This is a genomic window from Pseudophaeobacter profundi (assembly GCF_029697505.1).
In the GTDB taxonomy this organism is placed as follows: Bacteria; Pseudomonadota; Alphaproteobacteria; order Rhodobacterales; family Rhodobacteraceae; genus Pseudophaeobacter; species Pseudophaeobacter profundi.
The window spans coordinates 40,614-57,834 of the sequence record NZ_JARJEF010000014.1 but is presented as its reverse complement, the minus strand read 5'-3'; the positions used below and the strand labels follow the sequence as shown (position 1 = coordinate 57,834).

The window sequence follows — 17,221 nt, the reverse complement described above, 5'->3', positions numbered from 1 at the left end:
ATGGCGCGAGGGGGCAAAGCCCCCTGCCCTTAAAAGTGATATCTCACTCTGCGCTATGTTTTTTGACCCACCCAAGGAAGGCGGCATCAGCCTGACGCAGGCGCGGTCGGCCTGTGCGCTCCCACATGGCACGCCATTCGGCCTCCAGCGCGTAGACATCCGCGCCGGGCATCAGATCGCGGGCCTTTGCCAGACTGGCCTGTTTCAATACCGGCGCCTCGGCTGAGCCTGGTTCCACCACCCGATGCTTCTGGCGAAAGCGGATCAAATCCCCCGGTAGCTCCTCCATCGCGTAATCCGGCAAGGGCTGGGCTGCGATCATGTCGCGGATCATCTTCCGAAAGACTCGGCGCGGGCTGGCTGAGCCAGATTTCTTCAACAGCGTCTCGACCGAAATGGTCCAATCCCGCTGGCGGCCGCAATGTTTGCGCGTCAGCTCGTAGATGCGCCGTTCCACCGGTTTGCGCAGGCGGAAATAATCGCGGCTGAGCGTCAGCACAGATTTTGACAGCACCGCGCGAAACAGCCAGTCCGACAGGGTGACAGCCACATTCACCATACGCCCGCCCCGCGCCTTGCGTACAATTTCCCAGCTTTCAATCAGGCCAAACCCCGAGGTCACCTCCTCGCCGCCCGTCGTGATATTGGTGGTGATCCGGGTGCCCGCCAGGCGTTCAAAACTTTCCCGCAGCCGCCGATAGGCATCGCCCGAGGTTTCCCGGTTGGTGGCCACCAACAAATCATGTGCCTTGAGATGCAGGGTGCGCGAGACCTGGCGACCGGCATTCTGTGCCGCCATCAGCTGGCTGATGCAGAAGATCAGAATATCCTTGTCATGGATCGTCGCCAGTCCCTTGACCGATGGCACCACAGTGATTTCTGCACCGTTATGTTGATAGTTCAAGATCCGCCGATCCGGACGGGTCCCCAGAGAAAACAGCGGATGTTCCATCGAGGCCAGATCATTCTTGGGGATGGCATCAAAGATGTCACAAAGGAAAAAACTGCCGGGGCCTGCGGCCCCCCCTGTTAATGCTGTACTCATCGTGCCCTGCCCGTTTTGCCTCTGACCACCGCCCCCCAGGTATGCGCCCGATTCCACAGGCTCCCGAGGTGACTCGCTTTCGTGGTTTTGATTACGCCCACCCTAGAGTTATCCACATGAGTTCTCAACGGGGTTCCGGAATCGTTTCTTCGGGGGTTCAGAGTCATCTCAACGGGGTTTCAGAGTCACTGCTTGCAGAAAGATTACCCAAAAACCCAATGAAAAAAGGGCTTTGCTTCAGACCCTCGGCTCCTGTAACTATTATATAACCATAAATAACAGTACAAAAAAATTGCACGAGACCAAGATCGCAGCAAAACCCGCCTATCGATACCGCAGGGTTTTGCTGGCAGAGCTATGATTTTCTTAGAAAAAGAAAAAGACCTGCGCGCATTCTTTCCATGTATCGCCTTTTCTGATATCAGGCTATAAAGGTGATACATCAGCCGCTGAACACAGCAATCCACAGGTGATCCAAACCAGCGGTCTTACAAATGGGCAGCGCATCATGGCACGAGATATCCACAAGGCGGGCAACAGCCTGCCGCCCTATTTCAACATTGATCCCGATGCCGCATTGGCTGAACTCGACACCCCCACCAGCACCCAAGGCTTTGCCAATATCGCGGCAGGCTGTGCGCGTGGGCGGGCCGATCTGTCCAGCCGGGGGATGAATGAAGAGGGGCGCAAAGAGCTGCGACTGTTTTCCACCTGGGAAATCACCCGCTATCTGATCCCGGTGGCCCAGGCCCATTTTCGCCGGGTGCTGAAGGCGAACCCGGATTTGCCCCAGGGGCGGTCGGAAACCGAAGGTGGGGCGAAATGGTTCACCCTGGATGAAGTTCTGGTGCTGCGCGCATTCTTTGGCGCCCAGGGCTCCAAGGCCAAGGATTACACCCCCTATCGCCCCAAGGGCCTGCCGGCCAAACTGGTCTCGGTGGCCAATTTCAAAGGCGGCGTTGGCAAGACCTCAACCGCGGCGCATCTGGCGATGTCAGCCGCGCTGGATGGCTACAAGGTGCTGGTGATTGATCTGGACAGCCAGGGGTCGATGACCTCTATCTTTGGCGGCCGGGTCGAAGATGAATGGCAGACGGCCTTTCCGTTGCTGGCGCGCCATTACGGTGAACATCTGCGCACCGAAAACCAGCGCCGGCTGGATCGCGGCGATGCGCCCCAGCCGCTGGAAGAGGCGCTGTCAGCCGCGATGGAGATGACGGCCCAGGATGTCATTCAAGGCACCCACTGGCCCAATATCGATCTGATCGGCGCCCAGCTGAACCTCTATTGGGCGGAATTCCAGATCCCGGTCTGGCGCATGGCGGTGCGCAGCTGGAAGCTTTGGGATGCGCTGACCGACCGGCTGGCCGCAGATGGCGTGCTGGATGACTATGACATCGTCTTTATCGATACCCCGCCGGCCCTGGGCTATCTGACCATAAACGGCTTGGCGGCGTCTGATATCCTCTTGGTGCCGATGGGGGCCTCCTTTCTGGAATTTGACAGCACAGGGCGTTTCTTTGACATGCTGCATTCCACCTTTGCCTCGATTGAAGAGGGCGAAAACCTGGCAGCCCGCGCCCTTGGTCGGCCCGAGATGGGGTTTGAATGGGATGCGGTGCGGGCGGTGATCACCCGCTATGACAGCGCCCAACAGGGCGAGCTGGCCGGGGTGATGCAGGCCTATATGGGGCCGGTGCTCAGCCCGCATAAACAGGATTTCACCGCGCTGATTGGCCAGGCCGGCGAGCAGGTCTCGGGGATCTACGAGGCCGATTACCGCGATTTCAACCGCGAAACCTATGCGCGTGGCCGCGAAACATTTGATGCCACCTATGCCGCCTTCAAGCGGCTGCTCTTGGGGGTCTGGCGGCGCGCGGAACTGGAACAAGAGGCAGAGATGCAGGACCAGCGCACGCAGGCCTAAGGCTCTAACAAGGTCAGCGGCGCAAGATTGGCGCGATGAGGAGATCAGCAGATGGCAAAACGCAAACGGCTTTCCCCGGCGCAAGACACCTATCTTGCCACCCCGCCCGAAGGTAAATCAGCCCTGTCGGGGCCGCTGGCCGCCCCGCCGCAAAGCAGCGCCCCCATTGCCCAGGTCGCGGCCGAGGTTTCAACCCAGGCCGCCCTGCAAGAGGTGACGCAGGTGCTGCAGCGCGCGCGCAGTCGGGGCCTGATGGTGGAAGAGATCCCCCTGGAGGCGATCGACGAGACGCATTTGGTACGTGATCGTATCACCCAGGACGCGGATGAGATGGAGGCCCTGATGGGCTCTTTGCGGACCCGTGGCCAGCAGAGTCCCATCGAGGTGGTGCCGCTGGAGGGGCGCCTTGACGGAAAATCTTGGGGGCTGATTTCCGGCTGGCGCCGCCTTTCGGCGCTGCGCAGGCTCTATGCCGAGGGTGCAGAGCCTGAATTTGCCAAGATCAAAGCCCTGGTGATCCACCCGGAGAGCGCCGAAGCCGCCTATGTCGCGATGGTGGAAGAGAATGAAATTCGCGTCAACCTGTCCCATTATGAACGTGCCCGTATCGCGGTGCGCGCCTTGAAAGAGGGGGTTTTTCCGAGCCAGAAGAAAGCGCTGCAGGGGCTGTTTGCCAATGCGCCACGGGCCAAGAGATCAAAGATCGGCAGTTTTGTCACTCTGGTCGATGCGCTTGATGCGGTGCTGTATTTCCCCACTGCGATCAGTGAAAAGCTGGGGCTGTCCCTGGTGCGTCAGTTGAACGAGGATGCGGGCTTTGCCGAGGTCTTGAAGGCGGCATTGCAGGCTGGTGACCGGGGGGATGCGGCCAAGGAAACTGCCCTGCTCAGCGCCTGTCTCGCAGCACGGCAAACGGCAGGGAAAGCTGCGACTGATGCGGCTCTAACCCCACCTGTAGAGTCACATCAGGCGCCAGAAGGCGGGCCGCAGATCCGGCGCACAGGGGACGGAATACACCCTCAGGAACGGGTGACCACCCAGGTCACGGAGGGGCTGCGCCTTGGATTTCAGCCGGGGGCGCAGCGGATCGAGTTGAGCGGCGCGGCGGTTGATGCTGTACTTCTGGAAGATTTGAAAGCCTGGTTGCGGCAACGCTGACCTAGGCATGCCAATTGGAACTACGGCAGGGGGGCGCAGAAAGCTGTGCCCCTTTTTTAGGGTCTAATGATGCCTTTTGGCCCTGATGGCGGCGGCCAAATGTTTCGCGCGCGAAACATTTGCAGCAATGAGAGCGGCAAAACGGATGCGGCTGAGGCGGTGTATCTGGGGACATCCGGGGGCAAAGAGTTTGACACGCACCTGCATTTATGAGTTTTGCGCCTCTGAACGATGGTGATCTGTTCCCCCTATCCTGCTTCAAGGGGGCCGTTCTGGTTCTCACATGCAACACGCTCACGGTACACCATCCGCCGCAACGATCCGGCAAGCTTTCGGTGCGGATGTCGAGCTGATCATTCCGCCGCCGAAGAACGCCGTTCCCGGAGAGTGCGCCGCACGCAACGCCCATATCGACATGATCGCCAAAGGAGGTCGTATGGCCTGGCAGAAGGCCACTGGCCTATGGCCAAAGATCACGCGGCGAGGCCCAGATCGGGCGTTACAAACAAATCATCGGATCAGAGCTGCGTAGCCGCAAATTGGAGACCCAGACAACCGAAACCAAGATCGCTGTCAAAGCTCTCAACCGCATGACCCATCTCGGTCGTGCGACCTACGAACGTGTCGTATAAAGAACCTGGGAAAGGGGCAAATACGGCCCACGCGCTATTCGTGCAACGCGGTCCATGGATGGGTTTTCTGTTGTCATGACGGCTCTTGCGGGGCTGACCCTAGCCGAGATCGCCCCCCCTGACGAGAGCGGGCGGCGCAAAATCAGGCCGATCAGGCGGGTCGGGGCGCTTGCACTCTGTTCGCCTGCCTCGTAGGTCTCGGGTGCGGGGGCCGCTGCCATGTCAGCTGTGGCCCGGCAGGCTGCAGCTGGCAGGCCGACAAAAGAGGGAAGAGGTATGAAACGAGCGCTTATCACCGGTGTGACCGGCCAGGATGGGTCCTATCTGGCAGAGTTTCTGCTGGAAAAAGGCTATGAGGTGCATGGTATCAAGCGCCGGGCCTCGTCGTTCAATACCCAGCGGGTGGATCATATCTATCAGGATCCCCATACCGATCACGCCCGTTTCAAACTGCATTACGGCGATCTGAGCGATACCTCGAACCTGACCCGGATCCTGCAGGAAGTGCAGCCCGACGAGGTTTATAACCTGGGCGCGCAAAGCCATGTTGCCGTGTCTTTTGAAAGCCCGGAATACACGGCGGATGTCGATGCCATGGGCACCCTGCGCCTGCTGGAGGCGATCCGCTTTCTCGGGCTGGAGAAAAAGACCCGGTTTTATCAGGCTTCCACCTCGGAACTTTACGGGTTGGTGCAGGAGGTGCCGCAGCGCGAGACCACGCCGTTTCACCCGCGCAGCCCCTATGCGGTGGCCAAGATGTACGCCTATTGGATCACCGTGAACTACCGCGAGGCCTATGGCATGTATGCCTGCAACGGCATCCTGTTCAACCACGAGAGCCCGCGCCGCGGCGAGACCTTTGTCACCCGCAAGATCACCCGCGGGTTGGCCAATATCGGGCAGGGGCTGGAAGACTGTCTTTATATGGGCAATATCGACGCGCTGCGCGACTGGGGCCATGCCAAGGATTACGTGCGCATGCAGTGGATGATGCTGCAGCAGGACAGGCCGGATGATTTTGTCATCGCCACCGGCAAGCAATATTCGGTGCGCCAGTTCATCATCTGGTCGGCGGCCGAACTGGGCATCACCCTGGATTTCACCGGCACCGGCCTTGATGAGATCGCCACTGTTGCGGCGATTGAAGGTGATGCGGCCCCGGCGCTGAAGGTGGGCGATGTGCTGCTGCGGATTGATCCGCGCTACTTCCGCCCCGCCGAGGTGGAAACCCTGTTGGGCGATCCCACCAAGGCCCGCGAGACACTTGGCTGGGTGCCGGAAATCACCGTCCAGGACATGTGCTCTGAAATGGTGCGCGAGGATCTGAAGCTGGCCCGGCGCCATGCGCTGCTGAAAGAACACGGCATGGATCTGCCGGTGAGTCTGGAAGGCTAGGGCGATGAAGGTTTATCTGGCAGGCCATCGCGGCATGGTGGGCGGCGCGATCCTGCGCCAGTTGCAGGCGCGGCGCGCGGCAGGCGAAGATCTGACGCTGCTGACCCGGACCAGCGCCGATCTGGACCTGACCAATCAGGCCATGGTGCAGGATTTTTTCCAGGCAGAAAAACCCGATCAGGTCATTCTGGCTGCGGCCAAGGTGGGTGGCATAATTGCCAATAATAGCTACCCGGCCCAGTTCATCTATGAAAACCTGATGATCGAATGCAACGTGATCCATCAGGCCTATGCCGCAGGTGTCAAAAAGCTTTTGCAGCTTGGCTCTTCCTGCATCTACCCCAAGGCGGCAGCACAGCCGATGGCAGAGAATGCGCTGCTGACCGGCACGCTGGAGCCGACAAATGAACCCTATGCGGTGGCCAAGATCGCGGGCATCAAGCTGTGTGAAAGTTACAACCGGCAATATGGTGTCGACTACCGATCCGTGATGCCCACCAATCTTTATGGGCCGGGCGACAATTTCCACCCGGAAAACAGCCATGTGCTGCCGGCCCTCATTCGCCGCTTCCACGAGGCGGCACAGGCGGGGCTGCAAGAGGTCACGATCTGGGGGTCTGGCAAGCCGATGCGCGAGTTCCTGCATGTGGACGACATGGCGGCGGCCTCGCTGTTTGTGATGGATCTCGATGCTGGGACCTATAGCCGCGAGACCGCGCCGATGCTGAGCCATATCAACGTGGGGTCGGGCGTGGATGTCAGCATTCTGGAGCTGGCGCAGATGGTGGCGCGGGTCACCGGTTTTACCGGCCAGATCCTGACGGATCCCAGCAAACCCGATGGCACCCTGCGCAAGCTGATGGATGTCACCCGGCTGGATCGGCTGGGCTGGCGTGCCTGGATCCCGTTGGAAGTGGGCATTCGGACCACTTATGACTGGTTCCTGGAGCAGGGGCTGGATAACCTGCGGGCCAAATAGGCTAAATATGTGATTGCAAAAGGGGCAGCCATGATCACTCCCATTCTTCTTTGTGGCGGGTCGGGCACCCGGCTCTGGCCGCTGTCGCGCAAAAGCTACCCCAAGCAATTTGTGCCGCTGGTGGGCGATACGACCCTGTTTCAGGCCTCGGCGCAGCGGCTGTCGGGGGCGGAATATGCCGCGCCGATGGTGCTGACCAATTCCGATTTCCGTTTTATTGTCACCGAACAGCTGGCAGAGGTGGGCATTGATCCTGGGGCCATCCTGATCGAGCCTGCCGGGCGCAACACCGCGCCCGCGGTGCTGGCCTCGGCGCTTTATCTGGAACAAAGTGATCCCGATGGGCTGATGCTGGTGGCGCCTTCCGATCATGTGGTGCCCGATGCTGCGGCCTTTCGCGCCGCGGTTGCGGCTGGCGAGGCCGCCGCGCGCGCCGGTCAGATCGTCACCTTTGGCATCAAGCCGACCCATGCGGAAACCGGCTATGGCTATCTGGAGCTGGCGGGCGGCCCCATTGCGTTTTCCCCCGATTTCACCCCGCGCGCCATTGATCTGCAGCGCTTTGTCGAAAAACCCGATGCCCAGACCGCCGAGGCGATGCTTTCTTCGGGCAGGTTCCTGTGGAATGCCGGCATCTTTCTATTTTCGGTCAAGGCGATCCTTGCGGCGTTTCGCGCCCATGCTCCAGGCCTGATGGCGCCGGTGGAGACGGCGATTGCCGCCGCCGAGAGCGACCTTGGCTTCTTCCGTCTTGACCCTGCCGCCTGGCAGGCCCTGGAAGATATCTCGATCGATTACGCGGTGATGGAGAAGGTTGATAACCTGACCGTGGTGCCCTTTGCGGCCGGCTGGTCCGATCTTGGCGGCTGGGACGCGGTCTGGCGCGAAAGCGCGGCGGATGATCAGGGCGTGGTGACCAGTGGCAGTGCTACCGCAATTGACTGTCATGACAGCCTGCTGCGTTCTGAGGAGGAGAGCCTTGCCGTGGTGGGCATCGGCCTGCGCGATGTGATTGCGGTGGCGATGCCCGACGCAGTGCTGGTGGCCGATGCCTCGCGGGCGCAGGATGTGAAACTGGCGGTGGCGGCGCTGAAAGAAAAAGGCGCCAAACAGGCCACGGAATTCCCCAAGGATCACCGCCCCTGGGGCTGGTTCGAAAGCCTGGCCCAGGGCAGCCGCTTTCAGGTGAAACGCATCCATGTCCATCCCGGCGCGGCCCTGTCGCTGCAAAGCCATCACCACCGTTCGGAACATTGGATCGTGGTCGAGGGCACCGCCAAGGTGACGGTAGACGGTGAGGTCAAGCTGGTGAGCGAAAACCAATCGGTCTATATCCCGCTGGGGGCGGTGCACCGGATGGAAAACCCCGGAAAATTGCCCATGGTGCTGATCGAAGTGCAGACCGGCAGCTATCTCGGCGAGGATGACATCCTGCGCTATGAGGATCTTTATGCCCGTGGTCAGGGGGCCAAGGGCTAGGCGCGCGGGCGGCGGGGGGCTGCCCCGGGGTCGACCCTGGGGGGATCATCAGCGCAGCAGCCACTCCTCGATCTCGCCAGAGATCTGGCGCATCGGCAGCCAACAGGCGCTATGGGGCTGGCCTGCGCGCAGGCGCAGCTTGCCCAACAGCCCCACCAGCCCCCATTCCGGGCGCTGGCTGCGTGGCTGATAGGGGCGGCTGGGATCATAGGCGGGGTTTTCCCGCCGGGCCCCACCCGGGCCCAAGAGCGGCGCACCAAAATCATCGCGCAGCCAGCGCTGTTTCCATTCATCCATGTCGCCATCGCCAATCACCGCCGGGGCGGCACTGACCACGCCGATGGGATCCTCGTCCGCACGGGCCGGGCGGATGCAGGCCCCCTCCAGCACCACCGAGACCCGGCGTCGGTCCTCGCCTGCCGGGTTGCCATCCAGCCATTCAAACCATTCCGCATAATCGGCACCACTGCCTGACCAGGCGCTCTCACAGCTGCCATTGCCATCAGCGGCCAGCCGGAACCCGGTGCCGCCACCATCCCCTGCCAGCAGATAATCCGACCCGGTGCCGGCAATCTCCAGATGGGCGCTGGGGCTGGCGGTGCCCAGGCCGGCATGGCTGAACAGGCTGGCATCAGCGGCAAGGGCAAGCCGATTGGTGCTATCGGCGCTGGTGTTGACGCCGATCTGATCCAGGTTCTGGGTCTGTGCCTGCACCAGCCCCCAGCTGCCGCCCTGCCAGATGCGCAGCTCGGCAGGGGTCAGCCCCCAGACCACGGAATATGCGATCTCCTGCAAACTGAGGAAGAAGGTTGAGATGCTGTTCGCCCATCTGAAGCGGATCCTGGGGCTGAACCGTCTTCGATTGCGGGGCCCTCTCGGCGCGCGCGACGAATTCCACCTCGCAGCAACCGCCCGGAACCTCCGAAAGCTCGCAAAGCTCCTGCCACCACCAAAAATCGCCTGCTGAAGAGAGGCGAGGCAACGCGCGCTCAATCTCGTGAGCTATTCAACGCGGCTACTGGGACGAGTTTTTCAACGGAATAGGCTGGGACCAGTCATCCGGTCGGCCAGCCTACCACCTCTACTGCTTGGCCATTGCCACCATTTCATTCGATTACGTTATCGTCCCCTCGGGCCTTCTCTCGCTTGTCTGCCAGTCTGCGTGCTGTTCGATATGCGTCGCTCCCGCGCGCAAATCGGCCTTCGTGGTAATCGATGATTATCTCTTTTTCTTCTTCAGTGAACACCTCATCTGAGCTTAGCGCTTCAACAATCGCACGACTGCGCGCGGCTGACATCTTGCCATAGTGCCTTTCGGTGATCGCCTCATCAGCGTGGCCCAAATTCATCGACCAGGCTTTGCGTTCCTCTTGCGTGCGGCAGACTCGCGCGCCCAGCGCTTTCAATGCATGCCGGGCAGAATGAGGCGAATAGTTCATTCCAAGTGGCTTTGACGCACGAGCGAAGGCGGCTTGCAGCGTCCTGCTAGAGCTTAGGGTTGCAACAGGGGGTGAACCCTGCCGTTGACGGACAAGATCCTTTATCTCAGGAAATAGGGCGTCTTGATCCTGAAAACCAAGTTTTTCCAGTTCCTGGAGCCAGGCGAGGAATACCGTTTGGAATTGATCCGTTCTAGGGAACCACCTCGCTCGATAGCTCTTGCCGTTCTTGGCGCGCATATCGCGGGCGTCCTGTACAACCGTTTGTCCCTGCGGGTTCAGGTGTTTCAACCGCAAAGATGTCAGTGCGCCTGCCCTGAGGCCACTTATGAACGCAAAAGCAACCATAGATCGATCTCGCCGTTGCACAAGCGTTTGGTCCGGCATTAATTCGACCATATGCCAAGCATCTTGCATGGATGGAAAGGGGCGTTTCCCCTTCTCAAGCGGTTGCGCGGATGTGCTACGTGGCAGGGCGAAGTAATCTGGTATTCCCGCGCTGAGGCGCCGATATCCACTCTGTCCTCTGAGCCATCTGAAAAAGGATGCAAGGTGCGATGCCCTGTGTCGAACGGTCGAATTGCTCAGGCCACCATCGGCTTTGGCTCGTTCACGTATTTTTACCAGATGATCACGATAGGCCCCCGCATCTTTTGGCCTTACCTTTTCGAAAGACTGCCCACCCAAAAAACGCTCAAAGTCACGGATGCTGATGAGGTGTGCCTGGACGGTTTTGGGATCATAGCGCCCCGCATAGGCCTGCCAATCGTGGATGATCCTGTCATTGGTTGGGAACCATTCCATGTCTTGAGATGCCGTATCTTTCCCAACACGGGCCGAAGGCTGACCTTTCTCTTCGTCTATTTGTGCTAGGCTGGTGTTGGTTTCGATGCATTCTTTTACTTTGTCACATTCCGTTGCACCAAGTAACTTCAGCACTCTGCCACTGCAGTTGCAACACGTTGCATAGGCCTTGGTGGCACGATTACCATCGGCTATAAGGGTAACTGAATTCACGTCCGGAAAACCGGGATACCCACACTTCAAGCATTTGAACTCTCCAAAGCGCAGGGGCTGCTGTTTGCGAGCGGTGTACGCGGCATGAAAGCGCTTGAGTTCTGCACCTCGGAATAATTGTGGCAACGTGTTGTCAGATGGCTTCAAGCCGTTACTGACCCAGTTTGAAACGGTGTTGCGGCATACGTCATAGAGCGCCTGCACCTCGGTGACAGAATAGACCATGGAGACTGTGGGGCGAATCTTGCGATAGGAGCGGCTCATGTCTAGTTCTCCCGCTTTGAGAGCAGGCGGTGAACGGGTGGCCTTTCGGCTTTTGGTAGGCCGCCAGATAGCGTTGCCTCAAAGGCGGTAAGATCAGAAAGTCTCCACCGCGCCGTTGTTGCTGACAGCTTCACCCGCGGCGGAAATTTCTTGTTCTTTTCCCAGCGCCAAAGGGTTTGGCGGCAAACGCCGTATCGATGCGCCACCTCTTTGACCGTGAGGTAACATTCTTTGATTAAATTATCTGCGGTGTTTTTTTTGCCCTTGGGAGGTGTCTTTTTACGTTTCCCCGTTGCCGGGCGCCTTTGCGAGCCGGAGGAGTGCATTGAGCTTTGTTCTTCGAGTTCCATATCCCTGAATAGATCTAGTGTAGCGGGAGCGTTGTTGTGGATCACTGCCATCAGAAATCACCGCTTTGGCTTGGATCGACGCGATGTGCCTCGACCCAGGCATTCAAATCTGATCCGCGATAGAGCACCTTGCGACCTAATTTATAGTACGCTGGACCATGGTTCTTGTGTCGCCACTGGGCAAGCTTGTCCCGGTCCCCCAGAATGTTTAGTTCTGGGTCATCCAGGGTGTAGTTTCGTGTGTTTTCAAAGAGGTTGGGCATTGTTTGCTCTCCTTTCGTCGTTTTCGGTTACGACGAATGAAGTGCAGTTACCCGACGGTGAACGGCAGTCCCCGATCTCTAAATCGGGGTCCCCAAGTGTCTGATTTGTATGCAAAGGAAATTTGATCGCCTTGATCCACATAGGGATCTTTGGTCTTCTGGGGTGCGTTTTCACACAGCGCTTTCCTGAAGTGTTCTGCAACATGCAGGACATTTAGAGCCGGGTCTGCGGCTTCTTCGCAATAATCCATTGCTATGCCCAAATGTACGACGCCCCGATAGGCATTCCATATTTTGCGCAGGGTGTCCTTGTCCCTGGCGCCACGGATGCCATTTTCTTTTGCGATGTCTGAAACTTGTTCAAGTATTCCGCCTCGTACTTGAAGCCCTTGATTTTTCTGATCCTGAATAGAAAGGTAAACGAGCTTTCCGATGTGCTCGGCAACGTTGAGCTTGCGTTCGTTCCTATCCTCATATCGCCGCTGGATATCGGCAAGCATGTGGGTAGCTTCATGCCGGACTACCGACGTTTTGGCGACCCAAAGGGCCAAGTTGGCATTTTCCGGCTCATTTACCCAGCCGCCGTCCGTCCCGTCTGGCAAGAGTTCAAGGCGTCCACCGATCACATCATGCCGCACTGCCGTTATGGCTGTTAGGCGCTCTTCCAAGTTGGTCTCACTGAGGGCCATTCGGAATAGCCCGAGATAGCAGAGCTCTGGTTCATTTATGGCAATGATCTGCATTTTCGGCCTTCTAGCTGCACCGGGATGTAACGAACTGCGACCACATTCGCATTAGCTCCCGGCGCTTTTCAATAAGGTCTGAACGCGCATAATCGCAAGAAATTCAACGCAACCTGCGTTAGGGCACGGCCCCCAGTACGATAATATGAAAGGCGGCTAAACGCGACATAGTCAAATGATCCGGAAACTTGAAGTGGTCCGACAAAATTGGAAAGTGTGCTAAGATGCATCCAACCTTGAAGACAGGTCTGGCTGACAACATCAATGTTGGGCAAGTGGTGCGGATCATGGAAGAAAGCTTCGAAACCGCCAATTGTGGATAATGCCTGATCCAACCCCAGTGCGGGCTGCAATGGGTCTTTGCCGAAGCAGTCGATGCATTTCTAAGCGTCCTAGATCGCAGCACAGTCGCCGACCTGATCAAGAACAAAGCGGATCTAGTTCCAGTACTGACCTTGCCAGAAGACGCAGACAATTCCCGCTCTCCTGGGGAAAACGTCAAGGGACGACAAAAGGAATAAAGGTTAAGGCGCTGAGGTTTAACGCTCGACACAAGCGGGGTGGCAAAGCGAATTGTCGACTCGAACCTATGCATGAATGCCTCATGTTGAACCTCAAACAATCCAACAAAATCTGCCAATGCCATGTGACGGAACGGAATATCAGACAATTTTGCATAACACAGATTATCACTGTAATTTCCTCAGCTGGGGCACGCGCTACCCTCAACTGATACTTTTGCTAAAAACAATGTGTTATCTAATGTGATGACTATCGCATGAGAGCGATCTATACGCAACTGAGCATGCAAGAACACCGTAGAATTGAAGACTGGTGGCTAGCAAAGATCGAGGCCGGGGCGTTTGAGGCGCCCGTTTTGCAACTGGTCATAGGTTGCAAAATCCAGCGCCTTCTTGCCGAGGCGGCATATGGCTCACCTTTGCCTTTTGGGATATGAAACAGGCCTGTTCCCCTTGCCCATTTGCTGGGCGCTGGGTCCAAGAGTGGCTAAAAGTTTCATGGCTTTCCTGCCCTCCCTCATGGTTTTTTTACTCTCTTGTGGCTTGGCTGTGAAAGGCCTGCCTCCCGCTTGGGGTGATCTGGCCCAGGCCGTGCCGCGGCCCGCGTGACGGGTGGCACCGAGTAGGGAAGGCAAAAGAGATCATGACAGCAGACAAAGCGGCAGCAAAACCTGCCAAGGCAACCCGTGCATGGCGGCCCTTTTCCAGCATTGGCGCCAAGATCACTCTGATCCTCCTGGCCATGGGGGCGGCTTCGGCGGTGAGCGGGGTGCTGGTCTCGCTGGTCTTTACCGATGTGGGCAGCCAGATGCAGCAGCTGTCGGGGCAAAAGCTGCCGCAGCTGGAGATGAGCCAGAGGCTGGGGGTGGCCGCCAACCAGAGCAAAAATGCCATGACCCGGATTCTGCTGTCCCAGAACGCGGAGGATCTGGCCAGCGCCAAAGAGAGCGTGGCCCAGGCTGCGGCCGATCTGGACGCCAGTATCGGCACTCTGCCCGCCAGTGCCCAGACGCGGTTCCGGGCGGAGGCCGTCGAGGTCAGCGAGACCCTGCAAAGCCTGCTGACCGCGCGCAACAGCGCCTTTCGCAACCGGGCCTGGATCGACACTCAGACCGCCGAGCTGCAGGGCTATAGCGAAGCCCTCCAGGCAAAATTGCTGGGGGTGGCCGATATTGCCTATAGCAATCTGATGCAGGGCGGCGGCGAGACCATCCTGCAGGTGGATGGCGTGCTGAGCGATCTGGTGGAAAAACAGTTCGGCGGCTTGCAGGCCCTGCTGGAAGCGCGCGGCGATATCAACCTGTTGTCGGGCGCGGCCCTGGCGCTTGGCCATGTGCGGGATGTGAAAACCCGCAAGGCGCTGGAGGAAATGGCGACGCAGGCCCTGGCCCATCTGGAGCCGGTGATGGATCAGCTGGAAGAGATCGGCCTGGATGGCTTTGGCGCCAAGCAGGTCCGGGCCGGGGTCGAGGTTTTCAAAGGCACCTTGAACGCCAGCCGCAAGGATCAAAAGGAAAACCGAAAAGTCGTGATGAAGGCGCGCCGGACCAGTTCGGCGCCGCTGTCGCGCGCCCTGGACAAGATGGTCTTTACCCTGTCGATCGCCGCCAGCCAGGCCAGTGACAACAATGAAGCGGCTATTCAGGACCTGTTGGATAATCAGGTCGGGGTGCTGCATGAACTCTTGCGGGTGAACGGTGCCATCAGCGCCTTTCAGCTGGCCGCACTGGATGTGATTGCCGCGACGGATGTCGCCGAGGCAGAAGCCAGTATCGCGCCGTTTCAAAAGGCCGCCGAGGCATTGGCCAGCTATGTTGATTTTGCCGATGGCAGCCTGGCACCTGAACTGGAAGGCCTGATTGCCCTGGCCGATCCGGCCCAGGGGGTTGCGGCGTTTCAGGTGGGGTCGCTCAAGGCGGATCAGGCCGCTGGCCTGGCTTCGCAGCAGACCGCCGAGGTGGTCTTGAGCATTGCCCGTCATGCCTCTGAACTGGGCGCCGTCAGCCAGGCTGAAATTGCCGAAATGGCCAATGGGATCACCCAGGACATGACCCGCGCCCAGCAACGCATGCAGCTGTTGATGCTGCTTTCGGCCGGGGTGGTGATCCTGGCCCTGCTGCTGACCCGGCTGCTGATCACCCGGCCCCTGGCCAGGATCAGCGAAACCACCGAACATCTGGCCGAGGGCGATCTGAGCCCGGTGACCGGGTTCGAGCGGGCCAGCGATGAAATCTACCGTATTGCCCGGGCGCTGTCGGTGTTCCGTGACGGGTTGGTGGAAAAAGAGCAGATCTCCAGGACCGCCGAGGCCGAGCGGGCAAAGCGCCAGGCCGATCAGACCGCTGCAGTTGCCGCCCTGGGGCGGGGGCTGGAACAGCTGTCGCAGGGTGATCTGACCATTCGCATCCAGGATGAGATGAGCGCCGGCTATGCCAAGCTGCGCGATGACTTCAACGCGGCGCTGGAAGGATTGGCCAAATCGGTCAGCAGCCTCAGCCTCAGCGGCAAATCGATTGCCGGCGGCACCTCGGAAATCTCTGCCGCCTCGCGGGATCTGTCGGAACGTTCGGAACGCACCGCCCAGACCCTGGCCGGCACGGCGGCGGCGGTGAACCAGCTGTCGGTTTCGATTGCCCAGACGGCCACCGCCTCTGGCGAGGCCTCGGCCTCGGTCGAGCTGGCCCGCCGCAATGCCAGCGAAAGCCTGGATGTGGTGCAGCGCACCCATGCGGCCATGGAGAGCATCAAGGAGAGTTCGCACAAGATTTCCCAGATCATCGGCATGATCGACAGTATCGCCCAGCAGACCAATCTTCTGGCGCTGAATGCCGGGGTCGAAGCGGCCCGGGCCGGCGAGGTGGGCAAGGGCTTTGCCGTGGTGGCCTCAGAGGTGCGCAGCCTGGCGCATCGCTCCAAGGAAGCGGCCACCGAGATCGCCAGCCTGGTGGCTGAAAGCGGCGAAAACGTCGAGATGGGCGCCGATCTGGTGGCCCGCACCGGCGAGGTCATCGGCGAGATTTCGACCTCGGTCACCGGGGCTGCGGCCCTGATGCAGGAAATCTCTCGCGCCTCTTCGGAACAATCGGGCAGCCTGAAGGAAATCAATGCGGCGATGAGCAATCTGGACGATGCCACCGCCAAGAACGCGGCCCTGTTTGAGGAGGTCACCTCTTCCAGTATTGGCCTGTCCCAAGAGGCGCAGGCGATGGATGCGGCGCTTGGCGGGTTCCGCACAGAACTGGCCGCGGGGGCCATACTGGCAGATCAGGACGCAGGTCAGGACACAGGTCAGGACACAGGCCTGGGGGGTGCCCTGCGCCAGGCAGGTTGAACGCCCAGGCGAGAGCACGGTGCGCAAACCCGGCTGATAGCACCGAGGCGTGCAGGCCGGGCATCGTCGCACAGGCCGGGCGCAGGCTCTAGAGGCCGTAGCTGCGCAGCCTGCGAAAGATCACCATCAATATCAGCATCAGGAAAAACAATCCGCCGATATCGCCAATCAGATAGGCGGCATAATCCATCGGTGGGCTGCCAAAGGCATAGTTGGTCAGCAGCGAGGTGGCGATGGCAATCATCAGCCCAACCGCCATGATGCAGGGCCAGCAGGGGGGCTTGCCCGGGGCGGGGCGCAGATCGTGGCCCAGCAGGCGCAGCAGCTGGAAACAGAGGGTGGGGATGCAGACAGCAATGGCAATGGCGGCCAGTCGGCTTGGCGTCAGCGCCCCCCAGCCGGCCACATAGAAAAAGACAAAACTCACCCCCGGCAGCAGCACCAGCGGTGCGCGCCAGCCCAGCAGCCAGGCCGTTAGCACCCGCACCCCATGTGGCAGGAACAACAGGCTGGCAGAATGGGCAGATTTGGCAAAAAACAGGTTTTGCAGCGGCATCAGGATTTCAAAGGTGGCAAAGAAAGCACTCAGATAGGCCAGCGAGACAATGCATGTCTCTGTGGCCAGCCTTTGCAATGCCCCTGTTTTTCCTCGTGCCAATTTAGCCCTTTCGCAGTTTC

At 59.4% G+C, this 17,221-nt stretch carries 13 protein-coding genes and 1 pseudogene; 7 read left to right on the top strand and 7 right to left on the bottom strand.

All coding sequences use genetic code 11. From position 1 onward, the window contains the following. Positions 1 to 43: 43 nt before the first annotated feature. Positions 44 to 1,045, bottom strand: coding sequence for a replication initiator protein A (locus P2081_RS17815; RefSeq protein WP_278924218.1), 1,002 nt, complete (start codon positions 1,043 to 1,045; stop codon positions 44 to 46). 508 nt (positions 1,046 to 1,553) lie between these two features. Here P2081_RS17815 and P2081_RS17810 point away from each other — a divergent pair. From P2081_RS17810 to P2081_RS17790, 5 genes are all read left to right on the top strand, one after another. Next, entirely contained in the window at positions 1,554 to 2,972 is a 1,419-nt protein-coding gene (locus P2081_RS17810; protein WP_278924217.1) for an AAA family ATPase, read from the top strand. A gap of 51 nt (positions 2,973 to 3,023) precedes the next feature. Further along, positions 3,024 to 4,130, top strand: coding sequence for a ParB/RepB/Spo0J family partition protein (locus tag P2081_RS17805; RefSeq protein ID WP_278924216.1), 1,107 nt, complete (start codon positions 3,024 to 3,026; stop codon positions 4,128 to 4,130). A gap of 908 nt (positions 4,131 to 5,038) precedes the next feature. Then, positions 5,039 to 6,157 carry a GDP-mannose 4,6-dehydratase gene (gene gmd / locus P2081_RS17800; protein WP_278924215.1) on the top strand — a complete coding sequence of 373 codons (1,119 nt, stop codon included), beginning with the start codon at positions 5,039 to 5,041 and terminating at the stop codon, positions 6,155 to 6,157. 4 nt (positions 6,158 to 6,161) lie between these two features. Then, positions 6,162 to 7,136, top strand: coding sequence for a GDP-L-fucose synthase (gene fcl, locus P2081_RS17795; RefSeq protein WP_278924214.1), 975 nt, complete (start codon positions 6,162 to 6,164; stop codon positions 7,134 to 7,136). A gap of 30 nt (positions 7,137 to 7,166) precedes the next feature. Then, positions 7,167 to 8,615: a mannose-1-phosphate guanylyltransferase/mannose-6-phosphate isomerase gene (locus P2081_RS17790; RefSeq protein ID WP_278924213.1), complete on the top strand. Its 1,449-nt coding sequence runs from the start codon at positions 7,167 to 7,169 to the stop codon at positions 8,613 to 8,615. A 48-nt stretch (positions 8,616 to 8,663) separates the two neighbouring features. Here the strand turns inward: P2081_RS17790 and P2081_RS17785 are convergent, their stop codons facing one another. Next, complete coding sequence (locus tag P2081_RS17785) at positions 8,664 to 9,329, bottom strand: peptidase G2 autoproteolytic cleavage domain-containing protein (RefSeq protein ID WP_278924238.1); 666 nt, start codon at positions 9,327 to 9,329, stop codon at positions 8,664 to 8,666. Positions 9,330 to 9,399: 70 nt separating this feature from the next. Between P2081_RS17785 and P2081_RS17780 the strand changes: the two are divergent. Next, positions 9,400 to 9,582 (top strand): annotated as a pseudogene (locus P2081_RS17780) (transposase); the annotation flags it as partial. A gap of 139 nt (positions 9,583 to 9,721) precedes the next feature. Here the strand turns inward: P2081_RS17780 and P2081_RS17775 are convergent. Genes P2081_RS17775 through P2081_RS17760 form a run of 4 tightly spaced genes read right to left on the bottom strand, consistent with a single transcriptional unit; the run spans position 9,722 to position 12,691 of the window. Then, a complete protein-coding gene (locus P2081_RS17775; RefSeq protein WP_278924212.1) occupies positions 9,722 to 11,335 on the bottom strand; it encodes a tyrosine-type recombinase/integrase in 1,614 nt (537 codons plus the stop codon). 2 nt (positions 11,336 to 11,337) lie between these two features. Continuing rightward, positions 11,338 to 11,736: a helix-turn-helix transcriptional regulator gene (locus tag P2081_RS17770; protein ID WP_278924211.1), complete on the bottom strand. Its 399-nt coding sequence runs from the start codon at positions 11,734 to 11,736 to the stop codon at positions 11,338 to 11,340. Continuing rightward, positions 11,736 to 11,948 (bottom strand): helix-turn-helix transcriptional regulator, encoded by a 213-nt coding sequence (locus tag P2081_RS17765; RefSeq protein ID WP_278924210.1) that lies wholly within the window; start codon positions 11,946 to 11,948, stop codon positions 11,736 to 11,738. The genes P2081_RS17770 and P2081_RS17765 overlap by 1 nt, the downstream gene beginning before the upstream one ends. Positions 11,949 to 11,995: 47 nt before the next feature. Further along, complete coding sequence (locus P2081_RS17760) at positions 11,996 to 12,691, bottom strand: hypothetical protein (RefSeq protein ID WP_278924209.1); 696 nt, start codon at positions 12,689 to 12,691, stop codon at positions 11,996 to 11,998. 1,164 nt (positions 12,692 to 13,855) lie between these two features. On the opposite strand from P2081_RS17760, the gene P2081_RS17755 reads away from it, so the two are divergent. Further along, positions 13,856 to 16,543 (top strand): methyl-accepting chemotaxis protein, encoded by a 2,688-nt coding sequence (locus P2081_RS17755; RefSeq protein ID WP_278924208.1) that lies wholly within the window; start codon positions 13,856 to 13,858, stop codon positions 16,541 to 16,543. An 88-nt stretch (positions 16,544 to 16,631) separates the two neighbouring features. Here the strand turns inward: P2081_RS17755 and P2081_RS17750 are convergent, their stop codons facing one another. After that, the gene (locus tag P2081_RS17750; protein ID WP_278924207.1) at positions 16,632 to 17,201 is read right to left on the bottom strand and encodes a hypothetical protein; all 570 of its coding nucleotides are present in this window, start codon (positions 17,199 to 17,201) and stop codon (positions 16,632 to 16,634) included. Between the last annotated feature and the right edge of the window lie 20 nt (positions 17,202 to 17,221).